This is a genomic window from Streptomyces sp. NPDC057307, assembly GCF_042667665.1.
In the GTDB taxonomy this organism is placed as follows: domain Bacteria; phylum Actinomycetota; class Actinomycetes; order Streptomycetales; family Streptomycetaceae; genus Streptomyces.
In genome coordinates this window covers 1-17,751 of the sequence record NZ_JBHUZM010000150.1, presented here as the reverse complement: position 1 = coordinate 17,751, position 17,751 = coordinate 1, and the positions used below count along the sequence as shown (strand labels likewise).

16 protein-coding genes are annotated in these 17,751 nt (G+C 72.1%); 10 read left to right on the top strand and 6 right to left on the bottom strand.

The window, feature by feature from the left end; genetic code table 11:
* Window positions 1-47: 47 nt before the first annotated feature.
* Window positions 48-1,412: an extracellular solute-binding protein gene (locus ACFUN8_RS32020; protein WP_383645358.1), complete on the bottom strand. Its 1,365-nt coding sequence runs from the start codon at window positions 1,410-1,412 to the stop codon at window positions 48-50.
* Between the two features lie 273 nt (window positions 1,413-1,685).
* Between ACFUN8_RS32020 and ACFUN8_RS32015 the strand changes: the two genes are divergently transcribed.
* Window positions 1,686-2,714, top strand: a complete 1,029-nt coding sequence (locus ACFUN8_RS32015) for a LacI family DNA-binding transcriptional regulator (protein ID WP_383645355.1) — start codon at window positions 1,686-1,688, stop codon at window positions 2,712-2,714.
* Window positions 2,715-2,866: 152 nt separating this feature from the next.
* Window positions 2,867-3,706 carry an alpha/beta fold hydrolase gene (locus tag ACFUN8_RS32010; protein WP_383645352.1) on the top strand — a complete coding sequence of 280 codons (840 nt, stop codon included), beginning with the start codon at window positions 2,867-2,869 and terminating at the stop codon, window positions 3,704-3,706.
* 59 nt (window positions 3,707-3,765) lie between these two features.
* On the opposite strand, the gene ACFUN8_RS32005 is transcribed toward ACFUN8_RS32010, so the two are convergent.
* Window positions 3,766-4,824, bottom strand: a complete 1,059-nt coding sequence (locus ACFUN8_RS32005) for a medium chain dehydrogenase/reductase family protein (protein WP_383645349.1) — start codon at window positions 4,822-4,824, stop codon at window positions 3,766-3,768.
* A 218-nt stretch (window positions 4,825-5,042) separates the two neighbouring features.
* On the opposite strand from ACFUN8_RS32005, the gene ACFUN8_RS32000 reads away from it, so the two are divergent.
* Complete coding sequence (locus tag ACFUN8_RS32000) at window positions 5,043-5,666, top strand: histidine phosphatase family protein (protein ID WP_383645361.1); 624 nt, start codon at window positions 5,043-5,045, stop codon at window positions 5,664-5,666.
* Window positions 5,667-5,709: 43 nt separating this feature from the next.
* Here the strand turns inward: ACFUN8_RS32000 and ACFUN8_RS31995 are convergent, their stop codons facing one another.
* From ACFUN8_RS31995 to ACFUN8_RS31980, 4 genes are all read right to left on the bottom strand, one after another.
* Window positions 5,710-6,249, bottom strand: a complete 540-nt coding sequence (locus ACFUN8_RS31995) for an AAA family ATPase (protein WP_383645346.1) — start codon at window positions 6,247-6,249, stop codon at window positions 5,710-5,712.
* Entirely contained in the window at window positions 6,246-10,718 is a 4,473-nt protein-coding gene (locus ACFUN8_RS31990) for a HEAT repeat domain-containing protein (protein ID WP_383645343.1), read from the bottom strand. The genes ACFUN8_RS31995 and ACFUN8_RS31990 overlap by 4 nt, the downstream gene beginning before the upstream one ends.
* A gap of 53 nt (window positions 10,719-10,771) precedes the next feature.
* Window positions 10,772-11,143 (bottom strand): DUF952 domain-containing protein, encoded by a 372-nt coding sequence (locus ACFUN8_RS31985; protein ID WP_383645339.1) that lies wholly within the window; start codon window positions 11,141-11,143, stop codon window positions 10,772-10,774.
* A 109-nt stretch (window positions 11,144-11,252) separates the two neighbouring features.
* Entirely contained in the window at window positions 11,253-12,248 is a 996-nt protein-coding gene (locus tag ACFUN8_RS31980) for a phosphotransferase (protein ID WP_383645336.1), read from the bottom strand.
* 426 nt (window positions 12,249-12,674) lie between these two features.
* Here ACFUN8_RS31980 and ACFUN8_RS31975 point away from each other — a divergent pair, with 426 nt between their 5' ends.
* From ACFUN8_RS31975 to ACFUN8_RS31945, 7 genes are all read left to right on the top strand, one after another.
* Window positions 12,675-13,892 carry a Cmx/CmrA family chloramphenicol efflux MFS transporter gene (locus ACFUN8_RS31975; RefSeq protein WP_383645333.1) on the top strand — a complete coding sequence of 406 codons (1,218 nt, stop codon included), beginning with the start codon at window positions 12,675-12,677 and terminating at the stop codon, window positions 13,890-13,892.
* 36 nt (window positions 13,893-13,928) lie between these two features.
* Window positions 13,929-14,648: a WHG domain-containing protein gene (locus ACFUN8_RS31970; RefSeq protein WP_383645330.1), complete on the top strand. Its 720-nt coding sequence runs from the start codon at window positions 13,929-13,931 to the stop codon at window positions 14,646-14,648.
* 94 nt (window positions 14,649-14,742) lie between these two features.
* Entirely contained in the window at window positions 14,743-15,087 is a 345-nt protein-coding gene (locus tag ACFUN8_RS31965) for a nucleotidyltransferase domain-containing protein (protein WP_383645327.1), read from the top strand.
* Window positions 15,088-15,190: 103 nt separating this feature from the next.
* Window positions 15,191-16,075 carry a sigma-70 family RNA polymerase sigma factor gene (locus ACFUN8_RS31960; RefSeq protein WP_383645324.1) on the top strand — a complete coding sequence of 295 codons (885 nt, stop codon included), beginning with the start codon at window positions 15,191-15,193 and terminating at the stop codon, window positions 16,073-16,075.
* Window positions 16,076-16,117: 42 nt separating this feature from the next.
* Window positions 16,118-16,471, top strand: a complete 354-nt coding sequence (locus ACFUN8_RS31955) for an alpha/beta fold hydrolase (protein ID WP_383645321.1) — start codon at window positions 16,118-16,120, stop codon at window positions 16,469-16,471.
* A 31-nt stretch (window positions 16,472-16,502) separates the two neighbouring features.
* Window positions 16,503-17,222: a Clp protease N-terminal domain-containing protein gene (locus ACFUN8_RS31950; RefSeq protein WP_383645318.1), complete on the top strand. Its 720-nt coding sequence runs from the start codon at window positions 16,503-16,505 to the stop codon at window positions 17,220-17,222.
* A 126-nt stretch (window positions 17,223-17,348) separates the two neighbouring features.
* On the top strand, window positions 17,349-17,711 hold the full coding sequence (locus ACFUN8_RS31945) for a DUF1801 domain-containing protein (protein WP_383645315.1): 363 nt from the start codon (window positions 17,349-17,351) through the stop codon (window positions 17,709-17,711).
* Window positions 17,712-17,751: the final 40 nt, after the last annotated feature.

Here is a 17,751-nt window from a genome sequence, read left to right as displayed (position 1 = left end):
CGGCCGGGCCGGTCAGGTGACACCGGCCGCCGGGACCGCCCCGCCGGTCAGCGCGTGGCCTTCTCGATGCGCTCGTCCGTCGTCTTCCACGCCGCGTCCGCGCTCTTGCCCTGTGCCTCGATCAGCTGGAGACCGGCCGAGAACGCGTCCTTGATCGTGCCGTCCTTGCGCCCGAGGACCTGCTCGTCCGGGATCTCCTTCGCCGCGTCGCCGAAGATCTGGCCGATCGGCGCGTCGCTGAAGTAGGCGGACTTGCCGTCGGCCACGGCGGGCATGTCCAGCGCGGCCTTCGAGGACGGGAAGTTGCCGAGCTTCTCGAAGATGTACGCCTGCTGCTCGGGCGCGGTCAGCCAGGCGATCAGATCGGCCGCCTCCTTCTTCACGGGGCTGTTCTCCATCACCCCGAGGAACGCGCCGCCCCAGTTGGCGCCCTTGGGCGCCTTGGCCACGTCCCACTTGCCCTTGTTCGCCGGTCCCGCCTTCTCGCTGATGTGCGAGAGCATCCACGCGGGGCAGACCGCCGTGGCGAACGTGCCGTTGGCCAGTCCCGGGTCCCAGCCCGGCTGGAACTGCCGCAGTTTGGCGGTCAGGCCGGACTTGGCGGCGTCGGCCGCGAGCGCCCAGGCGTCCTTGACCACGGGGTTGTCCCGGTAGATGAGCTTGCCGCTCTTGTCGTAGAACTGCTGCTCGTCGCCGTAGATCATCGCGTTGAACAGACCGCTCGAACTGTCCATGAAGGCGAGCTTCTTGTTCTTGGTCCCGCTCTTGAAGTCCCGCCCGACATCGACGTACTTGGACCAGTCGCCCGCCCACAGCTTCTCGACCTCGGCACGCTCGGTCGGCAGTCCGGCCTGCTCGAACAGGTCCTTGCGGTAGCAGACGGCCATCGGGCCGATGTCCGTGCCGAGTCCCAGAAGCTTGCCGTCCTCCGTGGTGACCTGGCTCGACTTCCACGGCAGGTAGTGGTCGAGACCGGGCGTCTTGGACAGGTCGGCGAACTTGCCCGACTGGGTGTCCACCAGTTCCTTCGCCCGGCCTATCTCTATGCCCTGGATGTCCTTGAGGCCGCTGCCCGCGGCCAGATGTGTCTGGAGCGCCGTGTAGTACGTCTGCTCGTCGCCGGACACGTCGGCCTCGATGACGATGTCGGGATTCTCCTCCATGTACCGGTCGAGGAGCCCCGACTCCTTGAACCCCATGACGCCGAACATCCCCATGCTGACGACGGTCTTGCCGTCCTTCGTCTTCGCCTTGCCCGTGTCGCCACCGCCTCCGCAGCCGGCGACGAGCACGAGGGACAGACCGGCCGCGGTGACGGCGGCGAAGGTCGGAAAGCGGTTCGGGAGGCGGGACGGGAAGCGGGACGGACGGGCAGAGAAGATGGATCCGAAGCGATGACGGGCGGTGCCCATGTGCTTCCTCCTTGCGGGGCGCTCGACGCGCCGAAAAGTGACTCGATGAACACACCGGACGCGGGCCCGTCATCCGGTGAACGGGAGAATGGGAGCGCTCCCAGTCGGTTGTGGAAGACTCTGCGGAGAACGTCGCACCGTGTCAAGAGTTGAAGACATTTCCGTTGCCCGGAGATGTCCGGCGCCGAGCGGGGCGGAGCGGTACCTCGCGGGTCAAGTGCCCTGCGCAGGCGGTAACCGGGCCGCCCTCCGGGGCAGAGATCAGGAGAAGCGATGAGCAGCCCCAAACACCGAGGTCAGCGGCCAACTCTTGAAGCCGTCGCCGAGCTGGCGGGCGTGGGACGCGGGACGGTTTCGCGGGTCGTCAACGGTGCGCCCGGTGTCAGCGCGAAGGCGCGCGCGGCTGTCGAGACGGCCATCACGCAGCTGAACTACATACCCAACCCGGCGGCGCGCAGCCTCGTCACGAGCCGGACGGACTGCGTCGCGCTGGTGATCCCCGAGTCGGAGAGCCGGCTGGCGGCGGAGCCGTACTTCTCCGCCGTGATCCGCGGCGTGAGTACGGAACTGGCCGACACCGAGATGCAGTTGCTGCTCATCCTGGTGCGCGACCGGCGCGAGCTGGACCGGCTGACGCGCTTCGCGGCGGCGCGCCGGGTGGACGGCGTCCTGCTGGTGTCGATCCACGACGACGACCCGCTGCCCGGCCTGCTCGAGGAGATGCGGATGCCGACCGTCCTGGCGGGCCGGCGCTCGCCCGACGAGTCCCTGAGCCATGTCCACTCCGACAACGTCGGGGGCGCGGCGACAGCCGTGCGGCACCTGATCGACGCCGGGCGCACCACGATCGCGACGATCACCGGGCCGCTCGACATGGACGTCGGCAACAGCCGGCTACGGGGCTGGCGCGAGGCGCTGGCCGAACGGGGCACGGCGGTGGACGAACGCCTTGTCGCGGTCTCGGACTTCACCGAGGAGGGCGGGCGTACGGCGATGCGCGACCTGCTCGACCGCGCCCCCGCCATCGACGCCGTCTTCGCCGCGTCGGACGTCATGGCGGTGGGGGCACTGGCCGAACTGCGCGAGCGGGGGCGGCGGGTGCCCGACGACGTGGCGGTGATCGGCTTCGACGACTCGGTCATCGCCCGGCATACGACACCGGCGCTGACCAGTGTGCGGCAGCCCATCGAGGCGATCGGGCGCTCGATCACGAGGCTGCTCCTGGCGGAGATCGCCGAGCCCGCGACGGCGCACCAGCAGCTCGTGCTCCCCACGACGTTGGTGGTGCGCGACTCGACGTGAGAACGCGGCCCGGAGCGTGTGCGGCTCGGCGGGGGCAGGTCCGGGAACGGGGGCCGGGTGCGGCTCGCGAACGGGTCCGGGAGCCGGCCGGGTCGGCCTCCGGCCCGGAAACCCGGTTGCCGCCGGTCGGCGCCGCTGACAAGGTCTGCGCGATGCCTACCTACTCCGCACCTGACGACACACGACTCGCCTATCACGTATTCGGTGAGGGCCCTCCCCTGGTCTGCCTGCCCGGCGGCCCCATGCAGTCCTCCGAGTACCTCGGCGAGCTGGGCGGTCTCTCGGCGCACCGGCGGCTGATCATGCTGGACCCCCGTGGCACCGGCGGGTCCGCCGTGCCGGAGGACCCGGCGTCGTACCGCTGCGACCGGCTCGTCGACGACGTCGAGGCGCTGCGCGTGCGTCTCGGTCTGGACCGGATGGACCTGCTCGGCCACTCCGGCGGGGTGAATCTGGCGGCGCTGTACGTGGCCCGCCACCCGGAGCGCGTCGGCCGGCTCGCGTTGATCACGCCGAGTGTCTGGGCGGTCGGTATCCCGATCCCGGGGGAAGTGCGGCGGGAGACGGTACGGGCGCGGCACGACGAGCCATGGTTCCCGGCGGCGTACGCGGCGCTGGAGGCGATCACCGAGGGCCGCGCGACCGCCGACACCTGGCAGGCCATCACACCGTTCTCCTACGGCCGTTGGGACGAGGAGGCGCAGGTCTTCGAGGCCGCCGGGGAGGCGCAGCGCAACGACGAGGCGGCGGGTGTGTTCGCCGGGGAGGGCGCCTTCGACCCGGACGCCACGCGCGCGGCGCTCGGCCGGTTCGAGGGGCCGGTGCTGCTGCTCGCGGGCGAGGTCGACCCCGGAGCCCCGCCGGTCACCGTGACCGAGTTCGCCGGGCTGTTCCCGAAGGCCGAACTCGTCGTCCAGCCCGGCGCGGGGCACTTCCCGTGGCGCGACGACCCCGACCGGTTCGTGGCGGCCACGGCGGCGTTCCTGGCCTGAACGACCGCCGGCGGTGGGGAGTCACGCCTGGTCCACGCCCCTCACCCCCACTCCGCGTCCTACGCGGCGTCCGGGATCAGCACGACCTTTCCCGTCACCGTGCCGGACTCGGCCAGGCTCATCGCGTCGGCGGCCTGCGACAGCGGCAGACGCGCGGCCACCTGCGGCTTGATCTCCCCGTCGGCGAGCAGGGTCAGCACCTCGGTGAGGTCGGCGGCGAGCTTCGCCCGGAAGGCGGCGGCGCGCCGCTTGCCCGCCCAGATGTTGAAGAAGTGGGCGCTCTTGCCGTTGGGCAGCGCGTTCCAGAGCTGGAGCCGGCCGACGAGCTTCAGGACCGGCAGCTTGGACGAGCCGCCCGCGTCGCGGGTCGAGGCCGTGCCGTACGACACGAGTGTCCCGCCGGGAGCGAGGAGCCCGAACGACGCGACGATGCCGTCACCGCCGATGTGGTCGAAGACCGCGTCCACGCCGTTCGGGGCGATCTTCCGGACCTCCGCGGTGAGGTCGGGCGTGCGGTAGTCGATCGGGATGGCACCCAGCTCCCGGACGGTCTCCTGGTGCCGGGCGGACGCCGTCCCGATGACACGGGCGCCGGCGCGGCGGGCGAGCTGGACGAGGGTGGATCCGACGCCGCCGTTGGCGCCGAGTACGAGCACGGTCTGGCCCGACCTCACGTCGGCGACGCGGTGCAGCATCTGCATGGCGGTGATGCCGTTCACCACCAGGGTCTCGGCCTCGGCCGCGTCGACACCGGCGGGCACCTCGACCAGTTCGGCCGCCGGTACGAGCAGGTGGCTGGCCCAGCCGCCGGTCTTGGTGAGCACGGCGAACCGGCGCCCGACGAGCGACGCGTCCCCGCCGGCCCCGACCGCCGCGACGGTGCCCACGACGTCGTATCCGGGGGTGAAGGGGTAGGGCGGCTGGTCGTAGTACTTACCCCGCCGCATCTGCTGCTCGGCGAAGGAGACGCCGGACGCCTCCATCACAAGAAGGACCTGACCGGGGCCGGGGGCGGGCACGGGCTGCTTCCGTACCTGCAGTCCGGCCGGCTCGACGATGCCGGGCAGCACGACCTCCATCATCACCGCTCGGTCGTTGGCCTGTCGCAGATCACTCATGACACTCACCCCTTCAACGTTCTTCTCGCTTGAGTTAGAAGCTATAACTAGAGTGTCAGCCCATTGCGTGGCGATGTCAAGCGGGGACTCCGCGGGCGGGAGAGCGCCGGCCCGGAAGCGGGCGGGTGACTGCGGGCCCCGGAACCGGACAGGGAGAAGCGCGCGTCCGTCCGGACATGCGCAAGATCACGAACGCCGGGGAAGGCCCCGGCGCACCCATGACCGCGACAGCCACGCGCCACCTCTATCTGGCGCGGCACGGTGAAGCCTCGGCCGACGAGAGCGACCTCACCGAGAACGGCCGGCGGCAGGCCGTACTGCTCGGCGAGCGGCTACGGAGCAGCCCGCTCTCGGTGATCCGGCACGGACCGCTGCCGAGGGCGGCGCGCACGGCCCGCCTGATCCACGACCAACTGGACGGCGTGGAGTGCGAGTTGTCCGACCTGGCCGACGACTACATCCCGTACGTACCGCACGAGGGCGAGCTGCCCCCGGACCACGCGGGCCCGATGCTGGAGCGCCTGGCACGGTTCCCCGCCGAAGAGCGCGAACGGGGACCGGAATTGGCGCGGGAGGCGCTGGCGCGGTTCACCGGGCCGGTGCGGGGCGTCGAGCCGCGTCACGAGCTGGTGGTGACGCACAACTTCCTCATCGGCTGGCTCGTACGGGACGCACTCGACGCCCCGCCCTGGCGCTGGATGGGGCTCAATCACGGCAACGCGGCCCTGACCGTCATCCGTTACGCGCCGGACCGCCCGTCATCCGTGCTGCTCTACAACGACATGGGGCATCTGCCGGCCGAACTGCGCTGGACGGGCTTCCCGGCTCAGCCGCGGCTCTGATCCCGCTCTCGGATCCTCGGTGTCATGTCCCGACTCTTCGGTGTCATGTCCCGACGCCGACATGCCTCAGTACGTCGTCCGCCAGCTCCGCCGTCGGCCGCTCGCCGTCCAGAAGGACGGTCCCGGCGGGCATGGTGTCCGCCGCCGCCACACAGCGCGGGACCCGCTCCATGACCCACCGGCGGGCGGCGGCGTTGCGCTCGGGATTGCCCAGTGCGACGTCGCGGGTGTCGAGGCGGCGCTCCAGCTCGGTCGCCGAGACCTTGAGGAAGAAGTGGTGCACGGTGACATCGGCCGCCGCGAACGCGCCGAAGACCTCGCTCACATAGAGCGGGTCGACCAGCGTCATCGGCGCCAGGACGGGGCGCTCGTACTCCTCCAGCAGCCCCAGCGCCAACGAGACCAACTGTCGCCGCCACAGGCGCAGATCCTGGAAGTCGCCGGTCGGGACCTCCACGATGTCCCGCAGGACCATGCCGACCTGCTCCGGGTCGTACACGAGCGCGTCGGGCCAGCGGCTGTGCAGTTCGGCGACCAGAGTCGTCTTGCCCGCGCCGAAGGAGCCGTTCACCCAGACGATCATGTTGTTCTCTCCTCTTCGATGCCGATCTCGCCGCCGACGCCGATGCCGACCGCCGTGATCCGGTCGAGCACGGACGTGTAGAGGGAACGTCGGTCGGGGCGCGCGTGGTCGGCCGTGTGCCGGAGCGCGGGCACCGCCCGCCGGCCCAGAAGCAGCAGACCGTCGACCGCCGCGGCGCGTACGACCGGGTGGGGGTGGTCGAGCAGGGCGACGATCGCGGGGACGGCGGGCTCCCAGCCCGCGTGGGTGAGCGTCCGGACGGCCGAACGCACGACGTCCGGCTGCGGGTCCCCCAACAGCGCCGACGTGTGGTGCAGGTATGTCGACCGGTCGAACAGCGCTCGGGAGGTCCGGTGGGCGTGGAGACGGACGCGGGGCCGGGGGTGCTGCAGCAACTCACCTATCAGCGAGCGGAGTTCGGGGTCGTCGGCGGCCGGGGTCGCCGTCGGGCCGGGGCGTTCCTCGGTGAGACGGGTGAGTGCCCGGCGGATCTGATCGGGGCCGCCGGTACGGGCCAGCCGCAGCAGGTCCTGACGGGACGGCCCGTCCGGGTCTCCCGTCGGCTCCGTCAACCGCCCTCGTGTGTCGGCGCGTTGAGGTACGGCGGCCGGGTCGCGCAGTGGCCCGTCGACCAGGAGAAGGCTGTCGGCGACGCGGTCCCGCCCCTCGGCGCGCAGTCGGCGGCGGATCTCCGTGAGCGCGGGGGTGCGGAGCAGCGTACGGCCGGCCAGCAGGTCGAGGAATCCCCAGGCGCCCGCCGTGACGCGTTCCCCGAGGATCACGGCGAGCGTGTCCGCCGGGACGGCGTTCAGGACGGGTCGAACGGCATCCGGAGCCTGCTGCCACCACTCCAGAAGGCGGGGTACGAGCGGTTCCAGGAGGGCCGGGTCGAGCCGTACCGCCGTCCGGGCCAGCCGGTCGTACCGGATCCCGTCGCCCTGCCGCCCCGCCCCTTCAAGTGCGGCGAGCGCATCGGCCGGTACGGCGTCCGCCGGTATGTCGATGTCGACACGGCCGTGGAGGTACGCGCGCAGCACCGCCGAACGGACGTCGGGATCGGGCCACTTGAGGAGCGCGAGAGCGGCGGTACGGCGCCGGTCCGGGTCGGGTGCGTCGAGCATGTCCAGCAGACGCGCGCGCAGGGCCGCCGAACGTGGCTGGTCCAGGTCGTCCGCGCGGACCGTCCGGTCCGGTGTCCGCGCGGGGTCGGAGGCGGCGGTCTCCCCGAGGGTCCAGGGCGGCGCGTCCAGGGGCTGGAGCACCGCCATCCGGTCGAGCAGAGCGGACCTGGTCACGGGGTCGGCGGTGGGGTAGTCGTCGGCCAACGCGGCAAGTGCGGCGCGGGAGTTGGGCGTCAGAGGGGCGTGCGGAGGGGCGTCCGGGATTCCGAACGCCACGCGCAGTACGTCTCGTTCCGCGCGCGCGGTGGGCGCCGCCGTGAGTGCCTGGTCCAGATCGGCACGCGTCAGCGCCACGCCGCAGCCGCGCAGCAGGGTCAGCGTCGGAGCGGGTGCGGTGCCGGGCAGCGCGCGTACGGCGGCGGCGACAGCCCGTTTCTCCGCCGTCGGCAGCGTGGGCGCCAGCTCGCCGAGCACGGACACGATGCCCCGTCCGCCCGCACCCGACATCGCCTTGTCCGTGAAGCAGCCGAGCAGGACCCGGAGGTACCGCGCGTAGGTCCTCCTCTCGTCGTCGGACAGTCGGCTCGGGCGGATCCTGACCGCGACCTCCACCGATCGCGCCCGTGTGCCGGACATGGTGTCCGGCAGCGAGTCGGCCAGGGCGAGCCAGTCCGCGTGTGTCGGCCGCAGTCCCCGCAAGGGGAGATATTCGGGCAGTTCCGGGCGTCCGGCGATCCGCAGCGCGACGGCGGGCCGCCAGCCGCCGGTCTCCAGCGCGTCGAAGTCGGCGAGCGCCGCCTCCTTGGGCTGCGGGCCGTCCGCGAGGCACGCGCCCAGGAGTTGTCGGGTGCGCGGCTCCTCGGTGCGGTCGACGGCGGCGCGCAGTGTCGCCTCGTAGGCGGGACCGAGGATGGCCCGCAGCGCCTCGACGAGTGCGGTCCTGAACCCTGGATTGTCATGGCGGCCCAGCCAGTTGAGGAGCTGAGGCACGGCGGCCGCGGTGCCCGCGAGGGCGAGTACTCCGGCCGCGGTCTTCTTGATGTTCATGTTCGGGTGGTCGAGGCAGGCGGCGACGGCGCCCGCCGCCCAGCGCGCCCGTGCGTGGCCGAGGGCGAGCAGTGCCTGTCGTACGGTCTGGATGTCGTCGGCGGTGATGAGGGTGATGAGGCTCGCCGAGAGTGCCTGTGCGTCGTCTCCGTCGGCGTCGTGGGCGAGCAGCGCGATCACGTGTTTGCGCACGTGCGGGTCGCGGTGGCGGAGCAGCCGGTGCACGCGCGGCCGGATGTGCGGGTAGGGGATCCGGGTCTGCAGTTCGAGGAGGATCACCCGCTCGCCGTCGGTCGGCCCGGGGCGGTCGAGCAGGCCGAGCACCATGGTCGCGGCGAGTGCGTTGCCGGCCGCGTCGGCGTCGGCGGCGTCGAGCAGGCAGGCCGGTCGGATCCTGCGCCGCGCGTGGAGCCGGCGCCCCAGTTCCCGTACGGCTTCGAGGACTTCCCCGGGCACGACGTTCACGACCGGCTCGCCGCCGGCCGCCGGTCCGTCCGGCCGCCGGGACGACGCGGGCTGCCGGGAGGCGGGCGGACGTTCCGTCAACGTCCTTTCCGCCAGGGCGAGTTCGGCGACCACGTCCAGGAGCAGATCGGTGATCAGCGGGAGGGTGCCCGCGCCGCCGTAGGCGGCCAGTCCGCATAGCGCCGCCACCGGTTCGCCCCGGCCCACGCGGGCGCCGAGCAGGGCCAGTTCGTCTTCGTCGGGGCCGCCGAGATCGGCGGCGATCCGTGGGGGCAGGTCGGCGGGATCGAGACGTACGAGGAGGTCGCGGCGCTCCGCGACGTCCTCGGTGAGCTGCCAGAGCAGCTCAAGTGCCCTGTTCCGTACGGTCCGCAGGTGCGGTGCGAAGACGCCCTGGCCGTCCGCCGCCGTGAGTCCGAGCCCGTCCCGCAGCGCCGCCGCGGTCCGCGGTCCCCCGATGGCCTCCAGGGTGTCGAGCGCGGCGGCGGGCTCTGTCGTCAGACGCGCCAGTACGGCCTCCTCCGCGGCCGTGTGCCGTAGTGCGCGCAGCGCGGCGAGGAACGGCCGTGGAGCCGAAGTCGCCCCGAGTGCACGGGTGATGGCGTCGCCGACGGGGAGTTCGCCCGCGTCGCCCGTGCCCTGTCCGGCCAGCGCGACCAGCAGGTCGAGTCTGCGCGGCCAGCTCGGATCGTCGGCGGGGGCATCGGTCAGCAGCCGGAGCAGGTCCTGCCGGCAGGTGAACAGAATGGTCGCGATCTCGCGTGGTGCGACGGCGTGGTCGGCCAGCGCGAGTGCGACGACGGCGGGCATGTCCCGGCCGGTCACGAAGTGTCCGCGCCGGTGGAGTCCGCGCAGGCAGGCCACGGCCGGCTCGCCGAACAGCAGCGGGTCGCGCGTGGCGACGGCCGTCAGCTCGGCGATGTCGTGGCGTGTGGCGAGCGATCCGAGCAGTTCCAGGGCGCGGCGTCGCAGCCGGGGCGGCAGATCCGGGTCGTCGACGGCCTGCCGCAGTGGGCCGCTGTGGCCGTGCCGGGCGAGTGCGGTGAGCGCGGCGCCGGCCACCTCGGGTCGTTCGGTGGCCGCGGCGGCGGTCACGAGGGCGGACAGCCGACCGGACGGCACGGGCTCCAACGCCGCCCAGGGCTCGGCGAGTTCGGCCAGCGCGGCGGCGACGGTCGCGGCCCCGGCGCCGGCCCCGGCCTTGGGATCGAGCAGTCGCGACAGATGGTCGCGTACGGGCCCGGCCGGCAGGATTCCGGCGTGCAGCCCTTCCCGGGCCAGCCTCAACGACTCGCCCATCAGCACCCGGTCGCCACTGTCCACCAGCTCCGACACCAGCTGTCGCGGTCGAGGGGTCTGCGCGATGCTCGTCTCCTGTACGGCCTGGTAGAGCGGTTCGCCGGCGGGCTCCCGGCGGACGGTCGTCGGATCGTTGGCGATCTCGGCGCGCAGCCAGGCGATCTTCACGCGCACGGGGAGCCCGGCCGTACGCCATGCCGGGGCGCGGCCCGCGACGGCGTACGGCTTCGGAACACACGGTCCGAGCCGTGCGTACAGCTCCGCCAGGGCGAGCGCGTCGTCCGCCGTCCAGGTGTCGGCCGAGGGCCCGGCGGCCGACACCGCTGTGGGCAACAGAGCGCCGAGTGCGGCCGGTTCACCGAGCGCGGCCCGCTCCCCGAGGAACGCCAGCCCCAGTGACCGTACGCGCGCGTCCCCGTGCCGGAGGAGCCGCTGGAAGATCTCCGGCGGGCAGTCGGCGGGGTCCAGCACCATGGACAGCCGACGGACGTCGGCCCGCCGGATCGCGTCGTCGAGTATTTCGTCCATCGGCGTCATCGCGGTCGATACTAGGACCTGTCTTCACAGTCCCGTCCGGCGCGCGCGGGTCGTCACCGCGTCGTGGAGCCGTCCCGCGCGGCCAGTCCCCAGTCCTGGCCGTCCTCGGCGCGGACCACATCCATCAGCTGGATCACGGCGTCACGGTTGAGGGGCCCCCGGAGCTGTGCCATGCGGAATCCGGGCCGGTGGGCCATGGGCGAGTGGGACGGCGGGGCCACCCAGTCGACGGGGACGTCGACCCTGTGCTCGTCGATGACCAGGACGAGTCCGTCCGTCTCCTGGTGGAAGCGCGCGACGGCCTTGAGGACGGCCTCCTCCGTCGGAGAGCAGTGGACGGTGCCGTCCTTGGCCAGGGACGGCGGCGCGTACGGCCGATCCGGATCGGCCAGCCAGTTTTCCCGTACGGCGAAGTGATAGAGCATGAGCTGGTTATAGCTGCTCGGGACGGGCCTGAACGCGTCCACACCGACGCACTCACCGGATCGGACCACGCGTGCCGAACGGGGTGTCGAGCGGGGTGTCGAGCGCGGCCTAGGACTCGGCCACGAGGCTCTCGACCGTGCCGGTCAGCGCCGTCCACGCCTGCCGGGCGTCCGGGGTCCGGTCGTGCGGTGCGCGAAGCCACCCGAGGAATTCGGCGACGTCGTTCAGGGCCCAGCGGAGGCGGTACAGCGCCAGCGCCGACGGATCCGGGCTGCGGCCGGCGGCCTCCTCGTACCGGGCGAGGTCGTCCGGGCCGTCCGCGACCAGCCAGAGGTCCCGCTCGGGTACCGCGAGGCCCACCGTGTCCCAGTCGAGCAGCAGCCGTCGCTCCCCCGCCCGCAGCAGATTGCCGGGGTGCGGCTCGCCGTGCGTGATGACGAGCGGCGCTTCGCCCGCCCGCAACTCCCGCGCGCGTCGGTCGAATTCGTCGAGTCGACCGCGCAGGGCGGTGGCGTGGTCCGCGAGCAGTTCTCTGGCGGGGTCGGCGAACGGTCCGAAGCCGTCCCACGTGCTGTCCAACTCCCGGAGCGCACGCTCCAGTTGGGGGCGTGTCGCGAATTCCGGCGGCAGTACGCGGGCCGAGGCCGGCGGAGCCGTCCGGTGGAGCCTGGCGAGCAGGTCCAGCACCAGGCCCCGGTCGTGCGCGGTGAGGGTGTCGCCGAAGTGGCCGGGCACGCCCGGTACGAGCGGGAACACGCTGACCGCGTGCCCGGTACCCAGCCCCCGTACCGTCTCGCCGTCGGCGGTCCGCACCGGTGCCACCACGAAGTCCAGGCCGTCCGATTCCGCGCCACGCAGGGCGACGGCGGTGTCCATGGCGGCGCGCAGTCCACGGCGGGCGGCCTCCGACCCGTCCCCGTACCAGCTCTTGTGCGCCAGATCGGCCACGGTCACGAACCACCGCCGCTCTTGCGCGTCCGTGGCGGTCCAGTGGTAGTCGCCGAAGCCGACGGGGGCGTACTCCCAGGTCACGGGGGTGATCCCCCACGCGTTCAGCGCTTGCCGCACATCGGAGTCCTCGATGCCCACGGGTCGCTCTTCCATGCCCGCGAAGGTAGTGGCTCGTCGCCGTGCCCGCACATCGTTAAACGGGTGGAGAGCACGGGCCCACGGCTGGTAGTTTGCCGATCATGAGCAGCCCCGAGTCCGACAGACTCTAGCCACCGGTCGCCCGGTGGCTGATCCGCTGTCGAGTTGACGCCGCGCGACCGTGTGAGGTCGTGGGTGAGCGCTCGGTTCGGCTGTTGCCGCCGGTCCACCGTCGTGTGGGCCGCCCTTCAAGCGTCTCCCGATCCGTCCAGTCGGTTCTGGCCACCGTCCGTGAACTCTCCGGGCGGGGCTGACCGTCGGTGGATCTCCGCCGCGTCGCCCTACGCCTTGACGATCCGTCATGCCGTACGGGCGCGGCCCACTCCCCCTCGCATCATCTGACAGCCCGTCAATTCTTGCTGCCTTCCATGGGGTTCCTTCATGCCATTCGCTGTCTACGTGCTCGGGCTTGCCGTCTTCGCCCAGGGCACCTCCGAGTTCATGCTGTCCGGGCTCCTCTCGGGCATCGCCGAGGATCTGCACGTGTCCATCCCGGCCGCCGGCCTGCTGACGTCGGCCTTCGCCGTGGGGATGGTGATCGGCGCGCCGCTGATGGCGCTGTTCAGCCGCCGATGGCCGCGCCGGCGCGCGCTGTTGATCTTCCTGTCCGTCTTCGTCGCCGCGCATGTCGCCGGCGCCGTCACCCCCAGCTACGAGGTGCTGCTCGCGACCCGGATCGTCGGGGCGCTGGCCAACGCGGGATTCTGGGCGGTCGCCCTGGTCGCCGCCCTCGCGATGGTCGAGCCGGCGGCGCGGGCGCGCGCCACGTCGGTCGTGGTCGGGGGTGTCACCGTCGCCTGCGTGGTTGGGGTGCCCGCCGGGGCGCTGCTGGGTGAGCACCTGGGGTGGCGGGCCGCGTTCTGGGCGGTGGCCCTGGTGTCGCTGCCGGCGCTCGTCGCGATCGTGACGTCGGTCCCGGACGAGCGGCCCGCGACGGCCACCGCCACGGCCACGAGCCCTTCGACCGGCAGCGAGGCGCCGCCCACGGTGCGCGAGGAGTTGCGTTCCCTCACCGGCCGGCGCGTGCTGCTCACGCTGCTGGCGATGGCGCTCGTCCAGGGCGCGACGTTCTGCGCCTTCTCCTATCTCGAACCGCTCGCCACCCGCGTCACCGGGCTCGGCGCGGGATGGGTGCCCGCCCTGCTGGCCCTGTTCGGCGTGGGGTCGCTCGTCGGCGTCACCCTTTCGGGCCGCGTCGCCGACGCGCGGCGGAGCGCCTTCGTCGTGGCCGGCATGTCATCCCTGGCGCTCGGCTGGAGCGCGCTGGCGCTCAGCGCGGTGAGTCCGGTGGCCGCGATCGCCCTGGTCTTCGTCCAGGGGATGCTCGCGTTCGGCACCGGTTCGGCGATGATCTCGCAGGTGTTCCAACTCGCTCCCGGCGCACCGACCTTGGCCGGTTCCTTCGCCACGGCCGCCTTCAACATCGGCGCCGCGGCCGGGCCGTGGCTCGGCGGGCTGACCATCGACGCGGGCCACGGCTTCCGCTCACCGGTGTGGGTGAGCGCGGCGCTGATGGTCCTCGCCCTCACCCTGGCCGGTGTCACCCGCCTGGTGACCGCGCTTGCTCGACCGGATTCACAAAAGCTACAGTTGCAATGAAAAGCTAGACCCTCTAAGTAACGAAAGGCTGCACCCGTGCCGGTCGGCAAGGACACTCCCCGGCAGCGCTACCGCGAGCACGTACGCGCGGAGATCAAGCAGGTCGCGCTGCGGCAGATCGGCGAGGGCGGCCCCGCGTCGCTCAGTCTCAACGCGATCGCCAAGGAGCTGGGGGTCACCGGCCCGGCGCTCTACAAGTACTTCGGCAGCCGGGACGCCCTGCTCACCGAGCTGATCATCGAAGGCTACGAGGCAGTCGCCTCCGCGGTGCGGGCCGAGGCCGCCCGCACCGCGGACAGGCCGGCCCGGGAGAGGCTGCACGCGCTGGCCGCCACGTACCGGAAGTGGGCCGTCGAGGTCCCGCATCTGTACCAGCTGCTGGCGGGCTCCCCGTCGCCCGGCTACGAGGCCCCGAGCGAGACGGTCGACAGCGCGCGGGCCGTCCTCGGCCCGTTCCTGGCGGTGCTCGCCCAGGGGTCGCCCCGGTCGGCGGCGAAAGCCCTGGAGGCCGAGCTGGGGGCCTGGGACGAGAGCACACCCGCGGTGGCCGAGTGGGTACGGGCATACGCCCCCGAGGCCGATCCCGGTCCGGCTCTCGCGGGTGCGATCACCGTCTGGTCGCGGATGCACGGGGCGGTGAGCCTGGAGATCCAGGGGCAGTTCTCGGGCATGGGACACCGTGGAAGCACCCTGCTCACATCCGAGATCGACGCCCTCGCCGACGCGATGGGGCTGCCGCCGGCCCTGACGGAGTGACCACCGTGCCGAACGCGGACCCGGGCGTGGGCCCGGTTCGGGACCCGCCCCCGACGCCTCGCTCGGCACATGGGAGCCCGCACCGCTCGCCGAGGTGGTGCGGCTGTTCTCCGGTCTGCCGTGCCCATGGTGGATCGGGGGCGGTTACGCGATCGAACTCGCCGTGGGCCGGTCCTTCCGGCCCCACGGCGACATACGCAGGCCTGTCCACGAACTGGGCATGACCTCCGCCGACGGTGTGCCGTACCTGGCACCCGAGGTGCAGCTCTACTACAAGGCGAAGGCGCCACGCCCCAAGGACGAGGAAGACTTCACCACCACGCTGCCGCTGCTCACCGACGACCGGCGTGACTGGCTCGCGGGCGCGATCCCCCTGACGTACGGCGTGAACGGCCCGCATCCGTGGCTCACGCGGCTGCGGCGGGCCGACAACCGCTGAAGGCGATCGGCCACTTCTCGTCACATCGGCCGGCTCCCGTCCGTCATCACCGTGAGGGAACGCACCGACGGGGCAGGTCGAGAGGTACGGCGGAGGTACGGCGATGGACGAGAACGAGTTCCTGGCGCGGCGCTTCGAGGCGCACCGCACCCATCTGCGGGCGGTGGCCTACCGGATGCTCGGTTCGCTGAGCGAGGCCGACGACGCAGTCCAGGAGGCGTGGTTCAAGCTCCACCGCTCCGACACGAGCGAGGTCGGGAATCTGGGCGGCTGGCTGACGACGGTCGTGGGCCGCGTCTGTCTGGACATGCTGCGCGCGCGTACCGCACGGCGTGAGGACCCGCTGGAGGAGCGCGTACGGCTGCCGGACCCGATCATCAGCGGTGTGGACGGCGTCGACCCGGAGCAGGAGGCGCTACTGGCGGACTCGGTCGGCCTGGCGCTGCTCGTGGTGCTCGAAGCGCTGGCTCCCGCCGAACGGCTGGCCTTCGTCCTGCACGACCTGTTCGCCGTCCCCTTCGACGAGATCGCCCCCGTCGTCGGCCGCACCCCGGCCGCCGCGCGCCAGCTCGCCAGCCGGGCCCGGCGGCGGGTGCACGGGGCGGTTCCGACCCCCGACCCGGATGTCGCCAAGCAGCGCGAGGTCGTGGACGCGTTCCTCGCGGCGGCCCGGGACGGCGACTTCGACGCGCTCGTCGCGCTGCTCGACCCGGACATCGTGGTGCGCTCGGACGGCGGCACGCTGCGCCCGGGCGGGCTGGTGCGCGGTGCGGCGGCGGTCGCGGGCGGGGCGATCTTCGCGGCACGGTTCGCCGGGGTGTCACGGCCCGCGCTCGTCAACGGCGCGGCGGGAGTTGTCGCGACGGCGGACGGGCGACCGATCTCGGTCCTGGCGTTCACGATCACGAACGGCAGGATCGCGTCCATCGCGATCCTCAACGACCCCGAGCGGCTGGACCGGCTCGATCTGACGGTCCTGGAGGGCTGAGCGACCGGGAGGACGGACTCCACGGAGACGCCCGAGGACGCGGTGCCCCGCGACCGGCTCCTCACCGACGTGATGCTCTACTGGCTGACCGCGACCGCCGGATCCTCCGCCCGTCATTACTGGGAGGCCGCCCACCCGCCCCGCCCCCCACGCGGCGGGCGGCTGACGACGCCGACCGGCGTGGCGGTCTTCGGCGCCGATACGGCCCGGCCGGTGCGGCGGCTCGCCGAGCGGGACAACACCATCGTCCACTGGTCGGAGTTCGACCGCGGCGGCCACTTCGCCGCCATGGAGGAACCCGGCCTGTTCACCGACGACGTCCGCGCGTTCTTCCGGCGTTTCCGGTCCTCCCCTCGCTTTCACGACACCCCCGACAGAATGTCAACTGCGAGTTGACACTCTCTATGTGTCAACCTAAGGTTGACACATGACGCATCCCATCCGGCTCGACGATCTGATCGACGCCATCAAGAAGGTTCACACCGACGCTCTCGACCAGCTTTCGGACGCGGTCATCGCCGCGGATCATCTGGGCGATGTGGCCGATCACCTGATCGGCCACTTCGTGGATCAGGCACGACGCTCCGGCGCCTCATGGACCGACATCGGCCGCAGCATGGGGGTCACCCGGCAGGCCGCCCAGAAGCGGTTCGTCGCGAAGCCGGGCGAGGGGTCCGACCTCGACGCCAGTCAGGGGTTCAGCCGCTTCACCGACCGGGCCAGGCTGGTGGTGATGGCCGCCCAGGAGGAGTCCCGCGCCGCGGGCAACGACCAGACCCGACCGGAGCACCTCGCGCTCGGGCTCCTCAGCGAGCCCAAGGGCATCGGGGCGCGAGCCCTCGTCGCGCAGGGCGTGACGGCGGAGGCCCTGCGCGACGCGGTCGAGGCGGTCCTGCCGCCGGCCGTGCCGAGCGTGCCCGAGTTGATTCCGTACGACGCGGGCGCGAAGAAGGCCCTCGAACTCACCTTCCGCGAGGCCCTGCGTATGGGGCACAACTACATCGGGACCGAGCACATCCTGCTCGCCCTGCTGGAACTGGAGGACGGCAAGGGGGTGCTCAGCGGACTCGGTCTCGACAAGGCGGTGGCCGAGACATACATCTCCGAGGCCATCGCCGCCTTCGTCGCGGCGCAGGAAGACGACTAGCCCCGCCTGATCCGGCGCCCGACCCCACACCCGACCCCACGTCCTGTTTCGCGGCCGCGCGATGAGTTTCGTCCACGTCCACGGTCAACACCTCAGTTGCTCTCACCAAACGGAGGTTTGATCCCCATGGCCAAGTTCGAGACCGTCGACGCGTACCTCGCCTCCCTCGACGACTCCCTGCGCGGCGTCGCCGAGGACGTGAGGAAGGTCGTGGACGCGGCTCTGACCGGTGTGGACCCGGCCATGTGGCACGGCCATCCGGTGTGGAGTCTGGGCGTGGCACCCGGCGAACGGCCCGTCGCGCTGATCAAGGCGTACAGCTCCTACGTCACCTTCGGCCTCTGGAAGGGCCAACAGATCAACGACCCTTCCGGCCGACTTGAGGCCGCCGCACGGGAGATGGCGGGCGTCAAGCTCCGTTCCGGGGCGGACATCGACGTGGAGCTGTTCACCGGCTGGCTCCGTCAGGCGCGGGAGCTGGAGGGCTGACAGCGGTATGTCCCGGCCCCGGCGCGCCCACGAGGGGAGG

Excerpts from the sequence above, each read along its gene's own strand:
- ACFUN8_RS32020 (WP_383645358.1), bottom strand. The coding sequence starts at position 1,412 with ATGGGCACCGCCCGTCATCGCTTCGGATCCATCTTCTCTGCCCGTCCG.
- ACFUN8_RS31995 (WP_383645346.1), bottom strand. The coding sequence starts at position 6,249 with ATGATCGTCTGGGTGAACGGCTCCTTCGGCGCGGGCAAGACGACTCTG.
- ACFUN8_RS31945 (WP_383645315.1), top strand. The coding sequence starts at position 17,349 with ATGGCCAAGTTCGAGACCGTCGACGCGTACCTCGCCTCCCTCGACGAC.
- ACFUN8_RS31990 (WP_383645343.1), bottom strand. The coding sequence starts at position 10,718 with ATGACGCCGATGGACGAAATACTCGACGACGCGATCCGGCGGGCCGAC.
- ACFUN8_RS32005 (WP_383645349.1), bottom strand. The coding sequence starts at position 4,824 with ATGAGTGATCTGCGACAGGCCAACGACCGAGCGGTGATGATGGAGGTC.
- ACFUN8_RS31980 (WP_383645336.1), bottom strand. The coding sequence starts at position 12,248 with ATGGAAGAGCGACCCGTGGGCATCGAGGACTCCGATGTGCGGCAAGCG.
- ACFUN8_RS31975 (WP_383645333.1), top strand. The coding sequence starts at position 12,675 with ATGCCATTCGCTGTCTACGTGCTCGGGCTTGCCGTCTTCGCCCAGGGC.
- ACFUN8_RS32010 (WP_383645352.1), top strand. The coding sequence starts at position 2,867 with ATGCCTACCTACTCCGCACCTGACGACACACGACTCGCCTATCACGTA.
- ACFUN8_RS32000 (WP_383645361.1), top strand. The coding sequence starts at position 5,043 with ATGACCGCGACAGCCACGCGCCACCTCTATCTGGCGCGGCACGGTGAA.
- ACFUN8_RS31985 (WP_383645339.1), bottom strand. The coding sequence starts at position 11,143 with ATGCTCTATCACTTCGCCGTACGGGAAAACTGGCTGGCCGATCCGGAT.
- ACFUN8_RS31960 (WP_383645324.1), top strand. The coding sequence starts at position 15,191 with ATGGACGAGAACGAGTTCCTGGCGCGGCGCTTCGAGGCGCACCGCACC.
- ACFUN8_RS32015 (WP_383645355.1), top strand. The coding sequence starts at position 1,686 with ATGAGCAGCCCCAAACACCGAGGTCAGCGGCCAACTCTTGAAGCCGTC.
- ACFUN8_RS31950 (WP_383645318.1), top strand. The coding sequence starts at position 16,503 with ATGACGCATCCCATCCGGCTCGACGATCTGATCGACGCCATCAAGAAG.